The sequence below is a fragment of the Nocardia suismassiliense genome (genome assembly GCF_900269665.1).
GTDB lineage: Bacteria > Actinomycetota > Actinomycetes > Mycobacteriales > Mycobacteriaceae > Nocardia > Nocardia suismassiliense.
In genome coordinates this window covers 2,940,848-2,959,308 of sequence record NZ_LT985361.1, presented here as the reverse complement: position 1 = coordinate 2,959,308, position 18,461 = coordinate 2,940,848, and the positions used below count along the sequence as shown (strand labels likewise).

Below are 18,461 nucleotides of genomic sequence, written 5' to 3'. Positions count from 1 at the left end.
GTGCCCCAGCTTGCTGACCTGCGTCAGGAGTGGGCGGGCTGGGAGGCGCGCCTTTCGAGGAGGAAATCGGCTACCGCCTCGGTCTGGCCGAGGATGGCGTGGCCGACGTCGGGGAGCACGTGCACTGTTGCGTTCGGGACGCATCGGCGCACGCGTTCGGCGGTGGCTGCGGAGTCGATCATGACGTCGCGGTCACCGACCAGCACCAGCATCGGCATGGTCAGTCCGCGCAGTGCATCGTCGGAGAAGATGGGGAGTCGCTCGGTGCGCGGCTTGAACTGGGTGAAGGTCAGGACGATCTCATCGAGGGTTTCTTCGGTCAGCGGCACGTCCAGGCCGGTCATGGTGCGGGCGGTCCGCCGCACACCGCGGTGCCCGAAGAGGCTCAGGAACATGGCTTTCGGCAGCCAGCCCATCTTTTGCGCGCCGATACCGCCGGGGCACAGCAGGGTGAGGCGGGTTATCCGTTCCGGTCGGCGGATGGCGTAGTCGAGCGCCACCCAGCCGCCGAGTGACGTTGCCACGACCGAAATCGTGCTGAGCCCAAGACCTTCCAGCACATCGTCGAGCCATTGCGCGAGCCGATCGGAGTCGAGTGGCGGGCGCGACGGCGCACTGCCGCCGGGCTCACCGATGATGTCGACCGCGTAGGTGCGGAAATGTGTTGCCCAGGAGGCGATATCGCCGCGCCACATCGTCGTGTTCGCGCCTGACCCGTGCAGGATCAGTAGCGGTGGCGCGTCCTGCGGACCGGATGCCACGACGAAGGTCTCCCCCTCGCGGGTCGGCACGCGCAGGTGCTCGGCCGGTACCGGCCAGGTCTGCAGCAGTTCCGCGTAGCGCTGCCGGATCTGCGCGGCGCCTTTCTCGGACTTGTAGATTTTCTGCTCGCTCATGATGCGAGCACCCCTTCCATGTAGTCGAACAGCCGTGCCGTGTCCGCAAGACCGCCCAGGACAATGACTTTCAGCCGCGCCCGCTCCGCGTCGTACATCGTCTCGATCCGCAGCGGTTCGTCACCGGAGGACCGGGTGTTGGCCGCGCCCATCAGCAGCGTGGTCAGCCGATCGGCCATCCCGGGATCGACCGCGTCGACCTGCACGATGCTCGACACCTCTACGTGCCGCTGCCGCTCGACCGTCTCCCGCAGCGGTGCGGGCACCGGACGGCCGGTGAAGGCTTCCAGATCCTCGTGCGCGATCCGGTACTGCTTACCGATCCGGACCGCGGTGAGCCGCCCGTCGCGCACGTAATTGCGGATCGTGCGGACGTGCAGGCCGAGGCGTTCGGCGACCTGTTCCACGGAGTAGAGGCGATCATTCACTTGATTACCTTAAACTTCCCTATCTATCTGCACAATAGGGAAGTTTAAGGAAACTAGGGAAGTGCAGGTCGCCTCGCGGATGTCGACGCGGTAGGGCAAGGTAGGCCCATGGCTACACGGATAGTTCTGGTCCCCGGTTTCTGGCTCGGCGCTTGGGCCTGGGACGAGGTCGCCGCCGACCTGCGCGAACGCGGCAACGAAGTACGAGCACTCACCCTGCCGGGCCTGGATCCCGCTGACCCCGAGCGGCTTTCGGCCACGCTGGAAACGCAAGCACAAGCAATCATCGACGCCGTCCCGGCCACGGAAACCGCCGTACTCGTCTCGCACTCAGGCGGTGCCGCACCCGCCTACCTCGCCACCGACCGCGCGCCGGACCGCTTCCACCGCGCGATCTACGTCGACTCCGCCCCGCTGCCCGCCGGCTTCGCGATCAACCCCGCACTCGCCGAACTCGGCCCCGAATGGTTGCTCCCCGACTGGCCGCAACTGGAAGAGACCGGCAACAGCCTCGAAGGCTTGGACGAGGCCGCCCTGAACCGCTTCCGCGAACGCGCCGTCGGTGAACCGACCACCATCGCCGCCGGCCCCCTGGAACTCAGCGACTCCCCCGCGCGCCTCGCGATACCCACCACCATCATCTGCAACAGCATCACCGCGGAACTCGCCAAGAAATTCCGCGACAGCGGCGAAGTCCCCGACTTCACCGAACTCACCCGCATCGACGCCGACTACATCGACCTCCCCACCGGCCACTGGCCCATGTGGTCCAAGCCAACAGAACTCGCCGACCTCATCCACACGGTAGCCAACCGAACAGCCCAATAGCCGCACCCTAACTCGGGATCCGCACTGACTTCGGGGGGCTGTATTCAGTGCGGATCCCGAGAGTCAGTGCGGGACTCAGCAACCGACCCCAACCTGCGAAGCCCCAAGAACCGGCGCACGGCCCAGCAATCGATACCTACCCGCGAACCCAAAGAACCGGTGCGGCGCCCGAGAACCCGCGCAATCCGCGGGCCCCGAGCGATAGCCGGTGCCCACCTAGGAGTCCCGAGAATCGGCGCGCTTCCAGATAGTTGGTGCGGGATTCAGCCCCCGAGCTGGCGGCGGAACCACTCGGTCAGGCCGACGTCCACCGCGCGGGCCGTCGGCAGCTGGGGTGCGGGTTCGATGCCGGGCTCCTCGGCGAGTGGGTGCGCCAAACCGGGGATCGAGAGCAGTTCGGCGCCGTCGCCGATCGCGTCGACGAGCTCGAATGCGTCGGCACGCAGCGCCGGATGATCGTCCTCGCCACTGACCACCAGCAGCGGTGCGCGGCCGGCGAGGAGGCCCGCCTTGGCGATGAAATCCAAACTGTCGACGGCTTTCTCGGACTCGGCGTCGTACGGATAGTCGCCGGGGAACAGGTCTACGACGGATCGCATCCGGATGGCGGCGTTCACGACGGCGCCCGCGAAGATCGGCGTCTCGGTTTCGGCGAGGACTCGCAGCGCGACGGCACCGCCCAGGGAACCACCGAGCACGCCGATCGGGCCGTCGCCGACCGGCAGCTGCTCCCGGATCGACGCCAGCGCGGCCGGGAACTCCGCGGTCGCCTGCTGGACGAACGCGTGCAGAAACGACATCAGGACGTCTTCGCGCACCAACGCCAGACCGGCGTCCATGCTGCCGTCGACCATGCGCGCCCCGCACATCGGCATACCGAGGTGCACCCGCCAGGCGGGCAGACCGTGCATCGGCAACGCGGCAGCGAACGCCGCGTCCGACCTCGGCGCGTCCAGCATGTGCCAGGTGACGATCAGCGGCGCGGGGGCGTCGCCGGTCGGCGGCAGCGCGGTGAACGGCACGCCCGCGGCGGTGCCCGTGATCGGTGAATGCATGCCGTCACGGTAGAGCCGCACCCCCGCGGGCGGGAACCGATTTCGCCACCAGCAGAAGCGGTTAGGCCGCACTCCGCGGGACGTTGACGGTGACGGTGTCGATGTGGCAGCGGCGACCGGCGACGGTCGGCGGGGAGATGGTGCCACCCGTTCCGGTGTAGGTGAGTTCCGGGTTCAGGCAGCTCTGCGCGGCTTCGTCGCGGAAGGTGAGCGTGGTGCCGGAGAACACCAGCCGATTGGCGAGTCGCGCGTTGTCCCACGGTTCGATCGCGAACAACGCCATATTCTGGGCTTGCTTACGCAGATTGATCGAGTAGCGCACCGAACCCGCTTGTCCCGTAATGGTTTGCGTCCACAGGCCGGTCGACTGATCCAGGGCGATGTCCATCTCGAGCACCTCCCCCACCTGCACCGACATCGCACGCCCCGAGTGGCACCCGCGGTAGCGCGGATCATTCGAATACACGTTGACGTACTGCCCGGAAATCCACCACGTCGAGTACGTCGGCGGCTGCTGCACCGGCGCGCAAGCCGGCCCCCACGTCAGCACCGGCTGCAGCACCCCCAACCCGATCGGATAGTAATTTCTCCCCCCTTCCCGAGGCTCGAGCCCAGGCCACAAAAACATCGTCCCCACCCGCGCCGGTTTCGCCGGCACCGTAAACCGCGTCTGCATCCGAACGAATTCATTGGCCACCGGAATTTTGAAATACACCCGCGACTGCTGATCCGGCTCCAGCGGCGCCGGTTGCGTACTCGGCGCCCCGGGCGGAGCCGGCGGCCCCGGCTCCGCGAAGGAACTCGGCAATGCAACGAAACCCATTGCCACCGTTGCGATTACACCAGAAACAAGATACCGAGCCGCAGCCCGACGAAGAAGATTCATACTTCCCCATGAAAACACAACAATTACCCCCCGTGAACGCCCGCAACTGGGGACCCTCAAACCCCCAGCCCACCCCTCCCCAAACCCGGTGACACAGAAAGGAATTCCCCGACAAACAGTACTTCTAATTGACGCGCCAACACTTTTCGCATTTGATTAATTCTTCACATACCCGCTAGCGACGCGGACGCTGCGTGAAGAACCAGGTCGGTGTGCTGCCCCGGTTGCCTGCGGACCTGGCAGGCAACCGGGTGACGCAATCCTCAGCGCAGCGCGGCGGCTTTGCGCGCCAAACGCTTGGTGGCGGTTTTCGCCGCCGCTTGCGCTTCGGTCGGCTTGTCGGCCGCCTTGGTGGCTTTCTTCACGGGGGCCTTTTTGGCGGCCGCCTTGGTGGGCGACGCCTTGGCAGCCACCTTCTTCGCGGGCGTCTTCTGGGTGGGGGCGTCGGCTTGTTCCAGCGCTTCGCGGAGGAACTGCCCGGTGTAGCTTTCGGCTACCGCGGCAACGTCTTCCGGGGTGCCTTCGGCGACGACCATGCCGCCGCCGGAGCCACCTTCGGGTCCCATGTCGATCACCCAGTCGGCGGTCTTGATGACGTCGAGGTTGTGTTCGATGACGATGACGGTGTTGCCCTTGTCGACGAGGCCGTTGATCACCTTGAGCAGTTTGCGGATGTCTTCGAAGTGCAGGCCGGTGGTGGGTTCGTCGAGGATGTAGACGGTGCGGCCGGTGGAGCGCTTCTGGAGTTCGGCGGACAGTTTCACGCGCTGGGCTTCGCCACCGGACAGGGTGGGGGCGCTCTGGCCGAGGCGGACGTAGCCGAGGCCGACGTCCACCAGGGTCTTGAGGTAGCGGTGGATGGAGCTGATGGGCTCGAAGAACTCCGCGCCCTCCTCGATCGACATGTCGAGGACCTCGGCGATGGTCTTGCCCTTGTAGTGCACCTCGAGGGTTTCCCGGTTGTAGCGGGCCCCGTGGCAGACCTCGCACGGGACGTACACGTCCGGCAGGAAGTTCATCTCGATCTTCAGGGTGCCGTCACCGGAGCAGGCCTCGCAGCGACCGCCCTTGACGTTGAAGGAGAATCGGCCCGGCTGGTAGCCGCGCACCTTCGCCTCGGTGGTCGACGCGAACAGGGTGCGGATCTTGTCGAACACCCCGGTGTAGGTGGCGGGGTTGGAGCGCGGGGTGCGGCCGATCGGCGACTGGTCCACCTGGACCAGCTTGTCCAGGTCGTCCAGCCCTTTGATCCTGGTGTGCCTGCCCGGCACCTGCCGCGCACCGTTCAGCTTGTTCGCCAGCACGGTCGCCAGAATGTCGTTGACCAGCGTCGACTTGCCGGAACCCGAAACACCAGTGACCGCGGTGAGCACACCGAGCGGGAAGTTAACGTCGATCCCGCGCAGGTTGTGCTCGGTCGCGCCGACCACGGTGAGCAGCCGCTTCTTGTCGATCGAACGGCGAACCAGCGGCAGCTCGATCCGCTCACGGCCGGAAAGGTAAGCGCCGGTGAGGGATTCGGGCTCGGTGAGCAACTCCTGGTACGGACCACTGTGCACCACGCGGCCACCGTGCTCGCCGGCCAGCGGGCCGATGTCGACCACCCAGTCGGAGGCGCGGATGGTGTCCTCGTCGTGTTCGACGACGATCAGCGTATTGCCGAGATTGCGCAGCCGGGTGAGGGTTTCGATGAGCCGCCGGTTGTCCCGCTGGTGCAGGCCGATGGACGGCTCGTCGAGCACGTAGAGCACGCCGACCAGTCCGGAGCCGATCTGGGTGGCGAGCCGGATGCGTTGCGCCTCACCGCCGGACAGCGTCGCCGCGGCCCGCGAGAGCGACAGGTATTCCAGGCCGACGTCGAGCAGGAACCCGAGCCGCGCCTGCACTTCCTTGAGCACCTGCCCGGCGATCGCGGCCTCCCGCTCGCCCAGTGTGAGCGAGTTCAGGAACTTCGAGCACTCCCCGATGGACAGGTCGCTGACCTCGGCGATGGACTTGTTGTCACCACCGGCATTGATGGTGACCGCGAGGATCTCCGGGCGCAGCCGGGCACCGTCACAGACCGGGCACGGCACGTCGCGCATGTAGCCGTCGTAGTGCTCCTTCATCTGCTCGGACTCGGTGCTCTCCATGCGCCGCTGCAGGAACGGCATCACGCCCTCGAAATCGGCGTAGTAGGAACGCTTCCGGCCGTAGCGGTTGGTGTAGGAGACGTGCACCTGGTCGGAGCTGCCCTCGAGCACGGCCTTGCGCGCCTTGAGCGGCAGCTTCTCCCACGGGGTGTCCATCGAGAAGCCGACAGACGAGGCGAGCCCGGACAGCAGCCGGGTGAAGTACTCCGCGGTCTGTCCGCGCGACCACGGCGCGATGGCGCCGTCGTTCAAGCTCAGCGCCGGGTCGGGCACCACCAGATCCGGGTCGACCTCTTTGCGGATGCCGAGTCCGGTGCAGTCCGGGCAGGCGCCGTAGGGCGAGTTGAACGAGAACGACCGGGGTTCCAGGTCTTCGATGTCGAGCGGGTGCCCGTTCGGGCAGGCCAGTCGCTCGGAGAAGCGGCGCTCCCGATCGTGCGCGTGCTCGTCCCGGTCGACGAAGTCGAGCACGACGATGCCGTCGGCCAGCCGCAGCGCGGTCTCGATCGAGTCGGTGAGGCGCTGTTTGGAGTTGTGCTTGACGGACAGGCGGTCGACGACCACCTCGACGTCGTGCTTCTCCTGCTTCTTCAGCTTCGGCGGATCGGTCAGCGGATACACCACGCCGTCGACCCGGACCCGGGAGTAGCCCTGGGTGTTCAACTGGTCGAACAGGTCGACGAACTCGCCCTTGCGGGTGCGCACCACCGGCGCGAGCACCTGGAACTTGATGCCCTCCTCCATGGCGAGCACCTGGTCGACGATCTGCTGCGGGGTCTGCTTGGCGATCAGCTCGCCACACACCGGGCAGTGCGGGGTGCCGGCGCGCGCGTACAGCAGGCGCAGGTAGTCGTACACCTCGGTGATGGTGCCGACGGTCGAGCGCGGGTTGCGGTTGGTCGACTTCTGGTCGATCGACACCGCGGGCGAGAGCCCCTCGATGAAGTCGACGTCGGGCTTGTCCATCTGCCCGAGGAATTGCCGCGCGTACGCCGACAGCGACTCCACGTACCGCCGCTGACCCTCGGCGAAGATCGTGTCGAACGCCAGACTCGACTTGCCGGAGCCGGACAGTCCGGTGAACACGATGAGACTGTCGCGGGGCAGGTCGAGGTCGACCCCCTTCAGGTTGTGCTCCCGAGCTCCGCGCACAGTGAGGCGTTCCGCCACCAGGTGTTTCCCTTCTCGATCGTGTTCAGAGGAACCGACAAACGGCGTCCAGACGTATCCGGCCGTCATGCTAAACGCGCCCACCGACAAGTTTCGCTCGCGCGAGGTGTACCAGCTACAACGGCGCTCGCGCCGGCGAGATCGCGGTGGGTTCCGCCAGGCTCAGTGCTCGGTCCGCCGCAGGTCGCCGGACAAACCGCGGACCTGCCAGCCCTCAGCGTCGACGGTGACCGACAGCACATTCGAGCCGACCCGCAGTCCGCCGACGCGTAGCGGCAGATAGCGAGCGGGGACCACCGGTGCGACCGACAGCACCCCCTCCGGAACACTCGGTTCCAGTCTCAACAGGGTACGCAAAAACAGCAACGGTGCGGCAGCCGCCCAGGCCTGCGGCGAACACGACGTCGGATAGGGCACGGGGATGTCGAATTCGGCGCGATCGAATCCGCAGAAGAGCTCGGGCAGCCGGTAGCCGAAGCGGGTCGAGGCGTCGAGCACGGCGGAGACCACCCTGTTCGCGTGGTCGGTGAAGCCGTAGCGCATCAGACCGGCGGCGCAGATCGCGTTGTCGTGCGGCCACACCGAGCCGTTGTGATAGCTGACCGGGTTGTAGGCACCCATCGAGGTGGCCAGCGTGCGGATCCCCCAACCGCTGAACATTTCCGGCGAGAGCAGGTGGTCGGCGACCCGCGCGGCCTTGTCGTCGTCGATGATCCCGGTCCACAGGCAGTGCCCGATATTGGAGCTGAGCGCGTCGATCGGCCGCTTGTCTCGGTCCAGGCCGATCGCGTACCAGCCTTTGTCGGGCAGCCAGAACGCCTCGTTGAACGCGGTTTTCAACTGTGCGGCCTTGCCTCGCCAGCGCTCCGCGGCCTGGTGGTCACCGGTGCCCGCGGCGAGCGTGGCCCGTGCGAGGTACGCCGCGTAGACGTAACCCTGCACCTCGGCCAGCGCGATGGGCGCCTCGGGCAGCGTGCCGTCGGCGAAGTTCACTCCGTCCCAGGAGTCCTTCCAGCCCTGGTTGGCCAGGCCGTGCTCGGCGGCGCACTGGTATTCGACGAAACCGTCACCGTCCGCGTCGCCGTAGCGCTCGATCCATTCCAGCGCGCGATCGGCGTGCGGCAGCAGTTCGTCGCGGATGCGCGCGTCCAGCCCCCACCGATACAACTCGCCGAGCAGCATGACGAACAGCGGCGTGGCGTCGGCCGTGCCGTAATAGGCGGTGCCGCCGCCGAGCAGCAGCGTCGCCGCCCGGCCGAAACGCACCTCGTGCGGGATCCGGCCCGGCTGCTCCTCGGTCGTCGCGTGCACTTTCTTACCCTGCAAATCGGCCAGGCTCTGCAGCGTGCCGACGGCCAGCCTGCGATCCAGCGGCAGCACCATCCACGAGGTGAGCAGCGAGTCCCGGCCGAACAGCGCCATGAACCAGGGTGCGCCCGCGGCCACCACCGCGCGTTCGGGGTGGTCGGGGTCGAAGATGCGCAGTGCGCCGAGATCGGTGAGGGTGCGTTGCAGTACCGAGGCGAGGGTTTCGTCCTCGGTATGCACGGTCGGTGAGTTGGCGTACCACTCACGCAACCGCTGCGCAGGCGCGCTGCGGTTCACCGGCGTGCCGCAGGGGTAGCGCGGTGGTGCGATATCGGTGCCGAGGGCGGGCAGGTACTCGATGCAGGTGGACCATTCCCCGCGTCCGGGAAGGCTTACCTGCCAGCACAATTCGCGACCCGACGCGGTGGCCGAGCTGCCGCTGACGGTCACCGCCATGCCCAGCTCTTCGCGGCTGATCTGGATGGCGCCGTCGGTGGCCCGCGCCGCGGTGACCACCACCTGCTCGCGGCCGGTGCGCCCCTCCTTCACCTCGAACAGGTCGGCGAAGTCGGCGTCCAGCTCCAGCCTGATCGTGCAGTCGAGCGGCACGCTGGACAGGTTGCGCACCACCAGGTCCTCGCGCATGCCGTCGCCGACATGCCTGCCGATGATCACCAGCGCGGTGCTGTCGGCGGTACCCGCGCGCGGCGCGGTCCGGGCCAGCAGCGTCGCGCTGTACGGCTCGTCGTAGCGCAGCGTGAGCGGTTGCGGTTCCAGGCCGTCTACGGTGAGCCGCCAGTACGACAGCACCCTGGTGTCGCGAACGAACAAGCCAGCCGCGCGATTCGGCGTGATCGCGCCGCTGACGTCGCTGATGCAGAAGGTCGAGCCCTCGACCAGGGTGACCCCAGCGTTGATGGCCGTCGGCGCCTCCGTATCCGAGCCGTCGCCCCACGGATGGGTCACGCGGGAGCCCCGGGGGCGCTCGGCGAACTCACGCCACCGGAGTGGGCACCATGACCCGGGTCGTGCGCTCGGCCACGATGCGGCGGTGGAGCCGCTCGTGATCGCGCGCCATGCGCAGCCTGCCGAACCGCTGCTCGGCCGACGTGCGGCAAGCCCGGCGATCCAGCGTGTGCACCTTGTCGAGGGCGTCCACCATCTCGTTGACGTCGCGGCAGAGGAATCCGGTCCTGCCGTGGTCGACGATCTCCGGGGCCGCGCCGTTGGGGAACGCGAGAACCGGTGTGCCGCAAGCCAACGACTCGGCCATCACCAGCCCGAACGGTTCGGGCCATTCGATCGGATTGATCAACGCGTCGGCGTGGCGCACCAGCTCGACCCGGCGCGCGGTGGGTTCCTCACGCGGTTCGGGGTCGTCGGGGCCCATCAGTGGACGCACCCGCTCAGTGTAGTAGCGGCGCTCCTCGGGTTCGCGCATCTTGGTGATCATGAGCAGTTTGCGCCGGGCGAGCCGGGCGATCTGCACCGCCCGGTGCACGCCCTTCGTCTCGTTCATCCGGCCCACGAACACCACGTATCCGCCGCCGCCCGGGCCGTACTTGTAAGTGTTGAGGTCGATTCCGTGATGGATCACCTGTGCGATCGGCACGCTGCCCGCCATGCGCCGCTGCGATTCGGAGATCGCGACGATGTGCGCGTGGCGCGCCATCGAGCGGAACAGCTCCTGACGCATCTCCGAGAACGGGCCGTGGTTGGTGACCACGACCGGCGGTCCGTCCTGGATGGCGCCGACGAACGGGCCGAGCGAGGTGTGGTCATGGATGATGTCGACGTCGGCCAGCGTCTCGTAGGCGGCGAGCACGTGCATCAGCTCGGCCTCACCGACGCCGATCTGGCTGGTCGGCTGCTCGTACAGCGAGTAGCGGCGCACCGGGCAGGTGGATTCACCGACCGTGAAAAGGTGCACGTCGTGGCCGAGCATGTCGAGGCCGACGGAAAGATTGGCGACGACCGATTCGGTGCCGCCATAGGCGGGCGGTGGGACCGGGACCCATGGCGGAACTATCTGCCCGATTCTCATGGGAGCCTGCGTTCTTCGACGCCTCGGCCTTCCTCGGCGGAACCCCATTGCGCGCCGCAGCCAGCGCAGCGCACGGAAATATCGGGTAGTTCATCAAAGGCATCGACTGCGTTGGATCCGCATCCCGGACAGGTGCGCGGCGATCCGAAGATCGCGCTGAAATCTAGTGTCGCTGAATATGTCATCTCGAGTTCCCACGTACATATGAGCCTTATGGCTCCGCTGCCCACGGCCCCTCTGGTTGACTTCATTGCAAGCTTACCCGGAACCTCGTTATCTACTCGAGGAATTCGCGCAGGCTCGTTTCGGCGTAACGACGACAGGGAGGCCGCCGTGCTCGAGGTATTTCTCGTAGACGACCACGAAATCGTGCGACGTGGCCTGGTCGATCTGCTGGAGGGTGATCCGGAGCTGACGGTGATCGGCGAGGCGGGTGATGTCGCGCAGGCGATGGCGCGAATCCCGGTGCTGCGGCCCGCGGTCGCGGTGCTGGATGTGCGACTGCCCGACGGCAACGGCATCGAACTGTGCCGCGATCTGCTGGCCGAGGTCGAGGGGCTGCGCTGCCTGATTCTCACCTCGTACACCGACGACCAGGCGATGCTCGACGCCATCCTGGCCGGCGCCAGCGGCTACGTCGTAAAGAACATCAAGGGCATGGAACTGGCCGCCGCGATCAAGGCGGTCGGCGCGGGCCGCTCACTGCTGGACAACCGGGCGGCCGCCGCGTTGCGGGCCCGGCTGCGCGACGGCGCCCCCGACGACGACGGCCCGCTGGCCGGGCTCACCGAACAGGAACGGCGGCTGCTCGCTTTGCTCGGTGAGGGCCTCACCAACCGGCAGATCGCGGCGCGCATGTTCCTGGCCGAGAAGACCGTGAAGAACTACGTGTCCCGGCTGCTCGCCAAGCTCGGCATGGAGCGGCGGACCCAGGCGGCGGTGCTGGCCAGCAAGCTGGGCGAGCGCTGAACCGCGACATGACGGACGCTGTGCCGCACTCCGTGATCGACACCCTGCGCGCCATCGTGGACACGGCCACCCGCATCGCCGTCGACCACGCCAGGCTCTACGAGTGGGCCCGCACCCGGCAGGCCTGGATCGAGGCGACCAGGGACATCGCCACCGAGTTCCTGGCGGGGACCGAATCGCAGCGGGTGCTCGCGCAGGTGGTCGAGCACGCGCGCACGTTGACCGAGTCGGCGCAGGCGATCCTCGCGGTGGTCGAGCCGGGCATCCCGCCCGAGGAGGCCACCGAACTCGTTGTCGCGCAATGGTCGCGGGCGGCCGCACCGGACGCGGAGCACATCGTGCGGCTCACCGACACCGCCACGGGCAAGGCCTTCGCGGAGCGAACGACGGTGCACCTGGCCGATGCTCAGGGCATTGACCTGGGGGTGCCGGTCGGCGCGGCCGGGCCGGCGCTGATCCTGCCGCTGCACACGGCCGGGGTCGTGCTGGGGGTGCTGATCGTGGTGCGTGCGGCCGAGGCCGCGCCGTACTCCGAGGAGCTCGTCGCACTCACGGCGGCGTTCACCGATCAGGCGGCGCTGGCCATGCAGCTCGCCGAGGCGCAGCGCCGGGCCCGTGAACTCGATGTGCTCGCCGACCGCGACCGGATCGCGCGCGACCTGCACGATCACGTCATCCAGCGAGTCTTCGCGGTCGGGCTCGGACTGCAGGGCCTGGCCGCACGCGTCGACGATCCGCAAGTCCGGCAACGGCTTTCGGATGAGATCGATCGACTACAGGAGATCGTGCACGAAATACGCACGACGATCTTCGATCTGCACGGCGGCACGGGCGCCTCGCTGCGGCGGCGCCTGGAGGACGCGATCCGGCAGCAGACCGCGGCGACCGCGATCCGGGCGCGGCTGCGCGTCGACGGGCCGCTGTCGGTGGTCGGGTCCGCGCTGGCCGAGCACGCGGAAGCCGTTGTGCGCGAATCGGTCAGCAACGCGGTACGGCATTCCGGTGGCGACGTGGTGACGATCGAGATCACCGTCGGCGACGAGTTGACCATCCTGGTGCAGGACAACGGTTCCGGCGTGCCGGACGACGTAACCGCCAGTGGGCTGGCCAATCTCGCGCAGCGGGCCGGCGAATCGGACGGGCGGTGCAGTGTCGAGCGCGCTGCGGACGGGGGCACGCGGGTGCATTGGTCGGCCCCGCTGAGCTGACCGGAACGCCGTGGTGGCGGCTCAGCCTGGAAACCGTTGGCCGTCAGACCGGTTCCTTCAGACGCCCGGCACCGTCGGACCGGTTCGTACGGGCATGAGGGATCGTGCAACCGGTATTGCTGTCAGGCCGGTTCCACGAGGCTCAGATCGCCGTCGTAACGCCGGTACAGCAGTCGGCCGCGCCCGTCGATAGAGTCGGTGAAGAACAGGAACGGCAGGCCGTGATGACACAGAATCCGCGCGGCCCGGTCCTCGTCCAGGACGGGTGCCGGTTCCGGATCCACCGCGATCGGTAGCAGATTCACCCGCTGCGGGCCGTTCGTCACCGCATCCTGGCGGGACAGCCGAACGCCGAGCGGGTCACCCCACGCCACCACCGCGTCCAGGCCGGTCTCGCCGTCGGTGAACAAGTACGCGTCGTAGTCCATCGCATCCATCACCGCCGTCGCCTCGGCGGGGGTGCCGGTGAGTAGCTCGACCGGCTTGCGACGCACGATCGGGCGCGGCTCGGTGACCTGAGCCAGCGGCGGACGCGCCGGATCGGGCCAATCCCGGCTCGTGCTCGTCGCGAGCCGGGCCAGCTGCCGGTCCAGCCGTTCGGCGGCGAAGGTGACCGCGAACCCGCCGGGCCCGGTCACCTGCACCCGGGTGGCGACACCGCGGCAACGAATATTGGCCTGCACCACCGTCACCGCGTCGGTCTCCGGCGGCGCGGTGACCCGGACCCTGGTCGCCGCGTCGAGATGGTGGCGGCGCAGCACCCGGCCGATCGCCCGGACCGCCCGCGTCACGTCCACGTCCGGCACCGCGCCGAACGTGGTCACCGCCAAATCGAGATCACTTGCGGTCAGCCAATGTTGTGGTGCGGACGGATGCAGCAATCCCGACGACTTCATGTGACACGCCCTGACTTCGAATTCGACCCCGTCGCCCCATATCACCATCGCAATGCCCCGGCGAACAGGGCCGAAAGTCCCCCAAGGGCGAACTAGACTGGCGCGAGGCGCAGTTCACGCGCGCACCACAAGGGGAAACCGAGATGACCGAGGACCGCGGCACCGACCCCTACTCCGTGCGCGACACCCTCTCGCAACTGCGCCTGCGCGAGTTGCTCAGCGAGGTCAAGGAGCGGGTCGAACTCATCCTGGACTCGCGCGACCGGATGGACGGGCTGGTCGAGGCGATGCTCGCCGTCACCTCCGGGCTCGACCTGGACGAGACGCTGCGCACCATCGTGCGCACCGCCACCAGCCTGGTCGACGCCCGCTACGGCGCGCTCGCCGTGCGCGGCCACGACCAGCAGGTGGTGCAGTTCATCGACGAGGGCATGGACGACGAAACCCGCAGTGCCATTGGGCGTTTGCCCGCAGGGCACGGTGTGCTGGGCGTGGTGTTCAACCAGTCGAAACCGCTCCGGCTCGACGAACTCACCAATCACCCTGCCTCCGTGGGGCTTCCGCCGCACCACCCGCCGATGCACACCTTCCTCGGGGTGCCGGTGCGGATCCGCGGCGAGGTGTTCGGCAGCCTCTATCTGACCGAAAAGGCAGGCGGGCAACCCTTCACCGACGATGACGACGTACTCGTGCAGGCCCTCGCGGCCGCCGCGGGCATCGCGGTGGACAACGCGCGGCTCTACGAATCGGCGCGCACCAGGCAGGCGTGGATCGCGGCGACCCGCGATATCGCCACCGAATTCCTGGCGGGTAACCGGTCCGCCAACGTGCTGGCGCACGTGGTCGAGCACGCCCGCACGCTGACCGGATCGCACCAGTCTTTCCTCACCGGGCCCGACGAGGAAGGAGAGCTCGCCGTCACCCAATGGTGCGGTCCCGGTGCGGGATACGCGGACAAGGCCGTGCAGACCGAGGGCACCGCGCTCGGCGAGGCGTTCACCCGGCGCACCCCGCTGCGCTTCGACGACGCGAGCGCGATCAGTGTCGGCCTCGCGCTACCCGACGCCGGGCCGCTGCTGATCCTGCCGCTGTGCACCCCCGACAGCACCCTCGGCGTGCTCACCACCGTGCGGCCGGTCGGCGCCGCGCCGTACTCCGACGAGCTGGTCGAGCTGACCGCCGCGTTCACCGATCAGGCCGCGCTGGCCATGCAATTGGCCGACGCGCAGCTGCGGATGCGCGAGATGGATCTGCTGGCCGACCGTGATCGGATCGCCCGCGACCTGCACGACCACGTCATCCAGCGCCTGTTCGCGGTCGGCATCACCCTGCAGGGCGCGGTGGCCCGGGCTACCGTCCCCGAAGTGCGGCAACGCCTTTCGACGGTGGTCAACGATCTGCAAGAGGTGGTGCAGGAGATCCGCACCTCGATCTTCGACCTGCACGGCGGCCACGGCAATCCGCTGCAGCAACGGATCGAGCAGGCGATCCGCCAGCAGACCACCGAAACCCCACTGCGGTCGACATTTTCGGTGACCGGACCGCTGTCGGTACTGGAAGCCGAACTGGCCGATCATGCCGAAGCCGTGGTGCGCGAGGCCGTCAGTAATGCGGTCCGGCACTCGGGGGCGGATACTGTCGCGGTGGAGATCAGTGTCGACGACGATCTGACCATCGCGGTGACCGACAACGGCTGGGGCATCCCGAATCACGTGGTGCGCAGCGGACTACGCAATCTGGAGCAGCGCGCGGAGAAGGCCGACGGGCAATTCACCGTCGGGCCTGCCGGGAACACGACGGACGACGACATGCCGGGGACTCGGCTGTGCTGGTCGGTGCCGCTGCCGTGAACCAGCGAGGCAGAGTTGTGCCGGCAATCTCAATCGGCAGGCCCGAGCAGCACAACAGAGTTGTTGCCGCCCATGCCCAGCGACAGTTTCGCGGTGATGCCACCTTCGAACGGCTGCGGTCCATCCAGCAGCCGGGGATGCGGTGCCGCGACGATCGGCGCCGCGGGCACGATGCCGCGGTCGTACCCGAGCGCGGCCACCGCCACCTCCACACCGGCCGCCGCACCCTGACAGTGACCCGCCAGCGGTTTGAGCGCGTAGATGTGCGGCCGATCGTCGAACAGATTGGTCAGCAGATCCCGCTCTGCCATATCGCATTGCCGGGTACCGGTGCCGTGCGCGTTGAAATAGCGCACGTCCTGCGCGGTCACCCCGGCGTTGTCGAGGGCACGGCGGGTGCATTCGAAGATCTGCTCATGGGTGGGGTCCACCGACACCACGTGATAGGCGTCGTTGGTCATCCCGCCTCCGAGCATCGCCGCGTAGGGCCGATCCACCGAACGGCTCAGCACGAACGCCACCGACGCCTCACCGAAGCTGAAGCCGCGGCTGCCCTCCTGGAACGGACGGCACCCGTCCAACGGGTCGGTGTCGGTCACCGCGGCGCCGAGGCCGACGAAGTGCTCGACCATGTCGGGGGTGGCGGACATATCGGTGGCGATACACACCACGTCGTCGGCGATGCCGGCGTCGAGCCAGAGCTGCGCGGTGATCAGCGCGACATTGGCCGAACTGCACGCCGCGGACACGTTCATGGCGGGGCCGTGGAAGCCGTATTCCTGCATGAGCACCGAGACCGGGGTGGACGGGATCAACCGCATGTAGTCGCGGGACCGTCGATGGCCGTGATCGACGAGGTAGAAGTCACGCCAGTTGACCACGTCACCCAGCACGATCGCGTGCAGCACGCCGACCGTCCGGCCGGGCCGCCACCCGCGCGCCAGCGCATCGGTGATCGCCTCGCGGGCCGACTCGTGCATCGCTCGCCCGTACCGGCTGGTGCTGACCGCATGATCGCCACCGTCGGGCACCAGCGAAACCCAGGCATCCTGATCGCGGCCCGGACCGTAACCCGACTGCACCGACGCGGCCGATTTTCCGCTCAGCAGACCGTGCCACAAAGCCTCACGGCCCCAGCCGTATGCCGTGACGGCACCGATCCCGGCGAACGTCATATGATCTTGATGCTGTTGTCGGTTGTTCGGGATGGTGTCCGGCATAGCATCGCTCCTTCGCCGATTCCTGGGCCGATCTGCGGTCGGCCGAGATATTTCTACAGAACCGGTTCTGTAATGATCACCAGACAGAGCCCGATCAAGTGCTCGAACTGTGATCGAAGCAATAGCGTCGACGCTGTGATCTTCTGCACGTCGATACCAGAATAATCCCATGTTCCAATGGCCATAATCGGGTCGACGATCGGGGGTTCGAGTGGGTGAGGACAAGGTAGCCGCTGCGGTCGACGCCGCCGAGCAGCTAGCTGAGCGCTACCGTTCTCTCGTCGAGCACACGCCCGACGGCATCTGCGTGCACGAGCGCGGGGTCGTTGTCTACGTCAACCCTGCCACCGTGCGTCTGCTCGCCGCCGACAGCGCCGACGACGTGATCGGCAAGCCACTCACCCAGTTCGTCCATCCCGGCTCGGTCCCCGGCATGCTGGAGCGGATCAGCCACCTCACCACCAAGGGCGCCGCCTCGGTGCCGACCGAGATGACGCTGGTCCGGGTGGACGGCGTCCCGGTGCCGGTGGAGACCGTGTCGGTGCTCACCGCCTGGCACGACCACCTCGCCTATCAGGTCGTCATCCACGACCTCACCGCGCAGCGCCACGCCGAAGCCGCACAGCACCTGGCCGAGCAACACTTCACCACGGTCGTCTCCCAGCTGGAAGAGGGCGTGGTGGTGATCGATCCGGAGGGTCGCATCGAGTCGGCCAACCCCGCGGCCATGCGAATTTTCGGCAGCGAGAATGCCCGCGACGAGCTCATCGGCAAAACCATCCAGTCCCTGCCGATGACCCTGCTCGACGCGAACGCGCAACCACTGCCGCCGACCCGCCACCCGATCGCCCGCACACTCGCCACCGGCGAGACCATCACCGGCTACGTCTTCGGCGTCGACCGCGCCGACGGGCAGCGGCGCTGGCTCTCCGGCAGCAGCCGCCTGCTCAATCCCGACGACCCGCGCTCGTCGGCGGTGTCCTCGTTCGCCGACATCACCGAGTTCCGGGCCAGCAGACGGCAATTGGAGTACCAGGCCACCCACGACTCGCTCACCGGGCTGGCGAACCGTTCGCTGATCCTGTCCCAGCTGGCGGGCGCGCTGGCCACCAGCGAGGACCTGCCGGTGTCCACCGTGCTGTTCATCGATCTGGACGGGTTCAAGGCCATCAACGACACGCTCGGGCACGCGATCGGCGACACCGTGCTGCAGATCGTCGCGCAACGGTTGCAGCGCGCGCTGCGCGGCGACGACCTGGTCGGCAGGCTCGGCGGCGACGAATTCCTGGTGCTGCTGTCCGGGCGCACCCGGCGGGTCGACATCGACGCGCTGGTGGCCCGGCTGCGCTCGACGATGGCTGAGCCGATCATCGCGCGCGGGCACCGGATCGAGGTGAACGCCTCGATCGGCGTCACCCCGCTCACCGTAGGCGACCGCCGCACCCCCGAGGCCGTGCTGCACGACGCGGACCTGGCGATGTATCGGGCCAAGCCGACCGGGCATCGCGAGGGCGCGGTCAGCAAGGGACGCAGGCCGAACAGCACGCACGCGTCCTGACATGCTCCACCGA

General features: G+C 67.8%; 14 protein-coding genes. 5 read left to right on the top strand and 9 right to left on the bottom strand.

Annotated elements, in window-relative coordinates; translation table 11 throughout:
- Positions 1–23: 23 nt before the first annotated feature.
- Positions 24–896, bottom strand: a complete 873-nt coding sequence (locus tag DBO33_RS13320; RefSeq protein WP_107655312.1) for an alpha/beta fold hydrolase — start codon at positions 894–896, stop codon at positions 24–26.
- On the bottom strand, positions 893–1,324 hold the full coding sequence (locus DBO33_RS13315) for a helix-turn-helix domain-containing protein (RefSeq protein ID WP_107655311.1): 432 nt from the start codon (positions 1,322–1,324) through the stop codon (positions 893–895). Before DBO33_RS13315 ends, DBO33_RS13320 begins: the two co-directional genes overlap by 4 nt.
- A gap of 108 nt (positions 1,325–1,432) precedes the next feature.
- Between DBO33_RS13315 and DBO33_RS13310 the strand changes: the two genes are divergently transcribed.
- Complete coding sequence (locus DBO33_RS13310) at positions 1,433–2,152, top strand: alpha/beta fold hydrolase (RefSeq protein ID WP_107655310.1); 720 nt, start codon at positions 1,433–1,435, stop codon at positions 2,150–2,152.
- 263 nt (positions 2,153–2,415) lie between these two features.
- Here DBO33_RS13310 and DBO33_RS13305 read toward each other — a convergent pair whose 3' ends face one another.
- The 5 genes from DBO33_RS13305 to DBO33_RS13285 all read right to left on the bottom strand — a co-directional run bounded on the left by DBO33_RS13305 (position 2,416) and on the right by DBO33_RS13285 (position 10,747).
- A complete protein-coding gene (locus tag DBO33_RS13305; RefSeq protein WP_107660233.1) occupies positions 2,416–3,207 on the bottom strand; it encodes an alpha/beta hydrolase family protein in 792 nt (263 codons plus the stop codon).
- 61 nt (positions 3,208–3,268) lie between these two features.
- Entirely contained in the window at positions 3,269–3,775 is a 507-nt protein-coding gene (locus tag DBO33_RS13300; RefSeq protein WP_159080233.1) for a hypothetical protein, read from the bottom strand.
- Positions 3,776–4,356: 581 nt separating this feature from the next.
- On the bottom strand, positions 4,357–7,395 hold the full coding sequence (gene uvrA, locus DBO33_RS13295; RefSeq protein ID WP_107655308.1) for an excinuclease ABC subunit UvrA: 3,039 nt from the start codon (positions 7,393–7,395) through the stop codon (positions 4,357–4,359).
- Positions 7,396–7,557: 162 nt separating this feature from the next.
- Positions 7,558–9,669: an amylo-alpha-1,6-glucosidase gene (locus tag DBO33_RS13290; RefSeq protein ID WP_107655307.1), complete on the bottom strand. Its 2,112-nt coding sequence runs from the start codon at positions 9,667–9,669 to the stop codon at positions 7,558–7,560.
- A gap of 28 nt (positions 9,670–9,697) precedes the next feature.
- Complete coding sequence (locus tag DBO33_RS13285) at positions 9,698–10,747, bottom strand: glycosyltransferase (protein WP_107655306.1); 1,050 nt, start codon at positions 10,745–10,747, stop codon at positions 9,698–9,700.
- Positions 10,748–11,080: 333 nt separating this feature from the next.
- On the opposite strand from DBO33_RS13285, the gene DBO33_RS13280 reads away from it, so the two are divergent.
- A complete protein-coding gene (locus DBO33_RS13280; protein WP_107655305.1) occupies positions 11,081–11,716 on the top strand; it encodes a response regulator in 636 nt (211 codons plus the stop codon).
- Positions 11,717–11,724: 8 nt separating this feature from the next.
- Positions 11,725–12,924, top strand: a complete 1,200-nt coding sequence (locus DBO33_RS13275) for a sensor histidine kinase (RefSeq protein WP_107655304.1) — start codon at positions 11,725–11,727, stop codon at positions 12,922–12,924.
- A gap of 122 nt (positions 12,925–13,046) precedes the next feature.
- Here the strand turns inward: DBO33_RS13275 and DBO33_RS13270 are convergent, their stop codons facing one another.
- A complete protein-coding gene (locus DBO33_RS13270) occupies positions 13,047–13,820 on the bottom strand; it encodes a sigma 54 modulation/S30EA ribosomal C-terminal domain-containing protein (protein WP_107655303.1) in 774 nt (257 codons plus the stop codon).
- A 143-nt stretch (positions 13,821–13,963) separates the two neighbouring features.
- Between DBO33_RS13270 and DBO33_RS13265 the strand changes: the two genes are divergently transcribed.
- Positions 13,964–15,670, top strand: coding sequence for a sensor histidine kinase (locus tag DBO33_RS13265; protein WP_107655302.1), 1,707 nt, complete (start codon positions 13,964–13,966; stop codon positions 15,668–15,670).
- Positions 15,671–15,699: 29 nt separating this feature from the next.
- Here the strand turns inward: DBO33_RS13265 and DBO33_RS13260 are convergent, their stop codons facing one another.
- Positions 15,700–16,890, bottom strand: coding sequence for a beta-ketoacyl synthase N-terminal-like domain-containing protein (locus DBO33_RS13260; RefSeq protein WP_234390820.1), 1,191 nt, complete (start codon positions 16,888–16,890; stop codon positions 15,700–15,702).
- 211 nt (positions 16,891–17,101) lie between these two features.
- Here DBO33_RS13260 and DBO33_RS13255 point away from each other — a divergent pair, with 211 nt between their 5' ends.
- Entirely contained in the window at positions 17,102–18,448 is a 1,347-nt protein-coding gene (locus DBO33_RS13255; protein WP_107655301.1) for a diguanylate cyclase domain-containing protein, read from the top strand.
- Positions 18,449–18,461 lie beyond the last annotated feature (13 nt).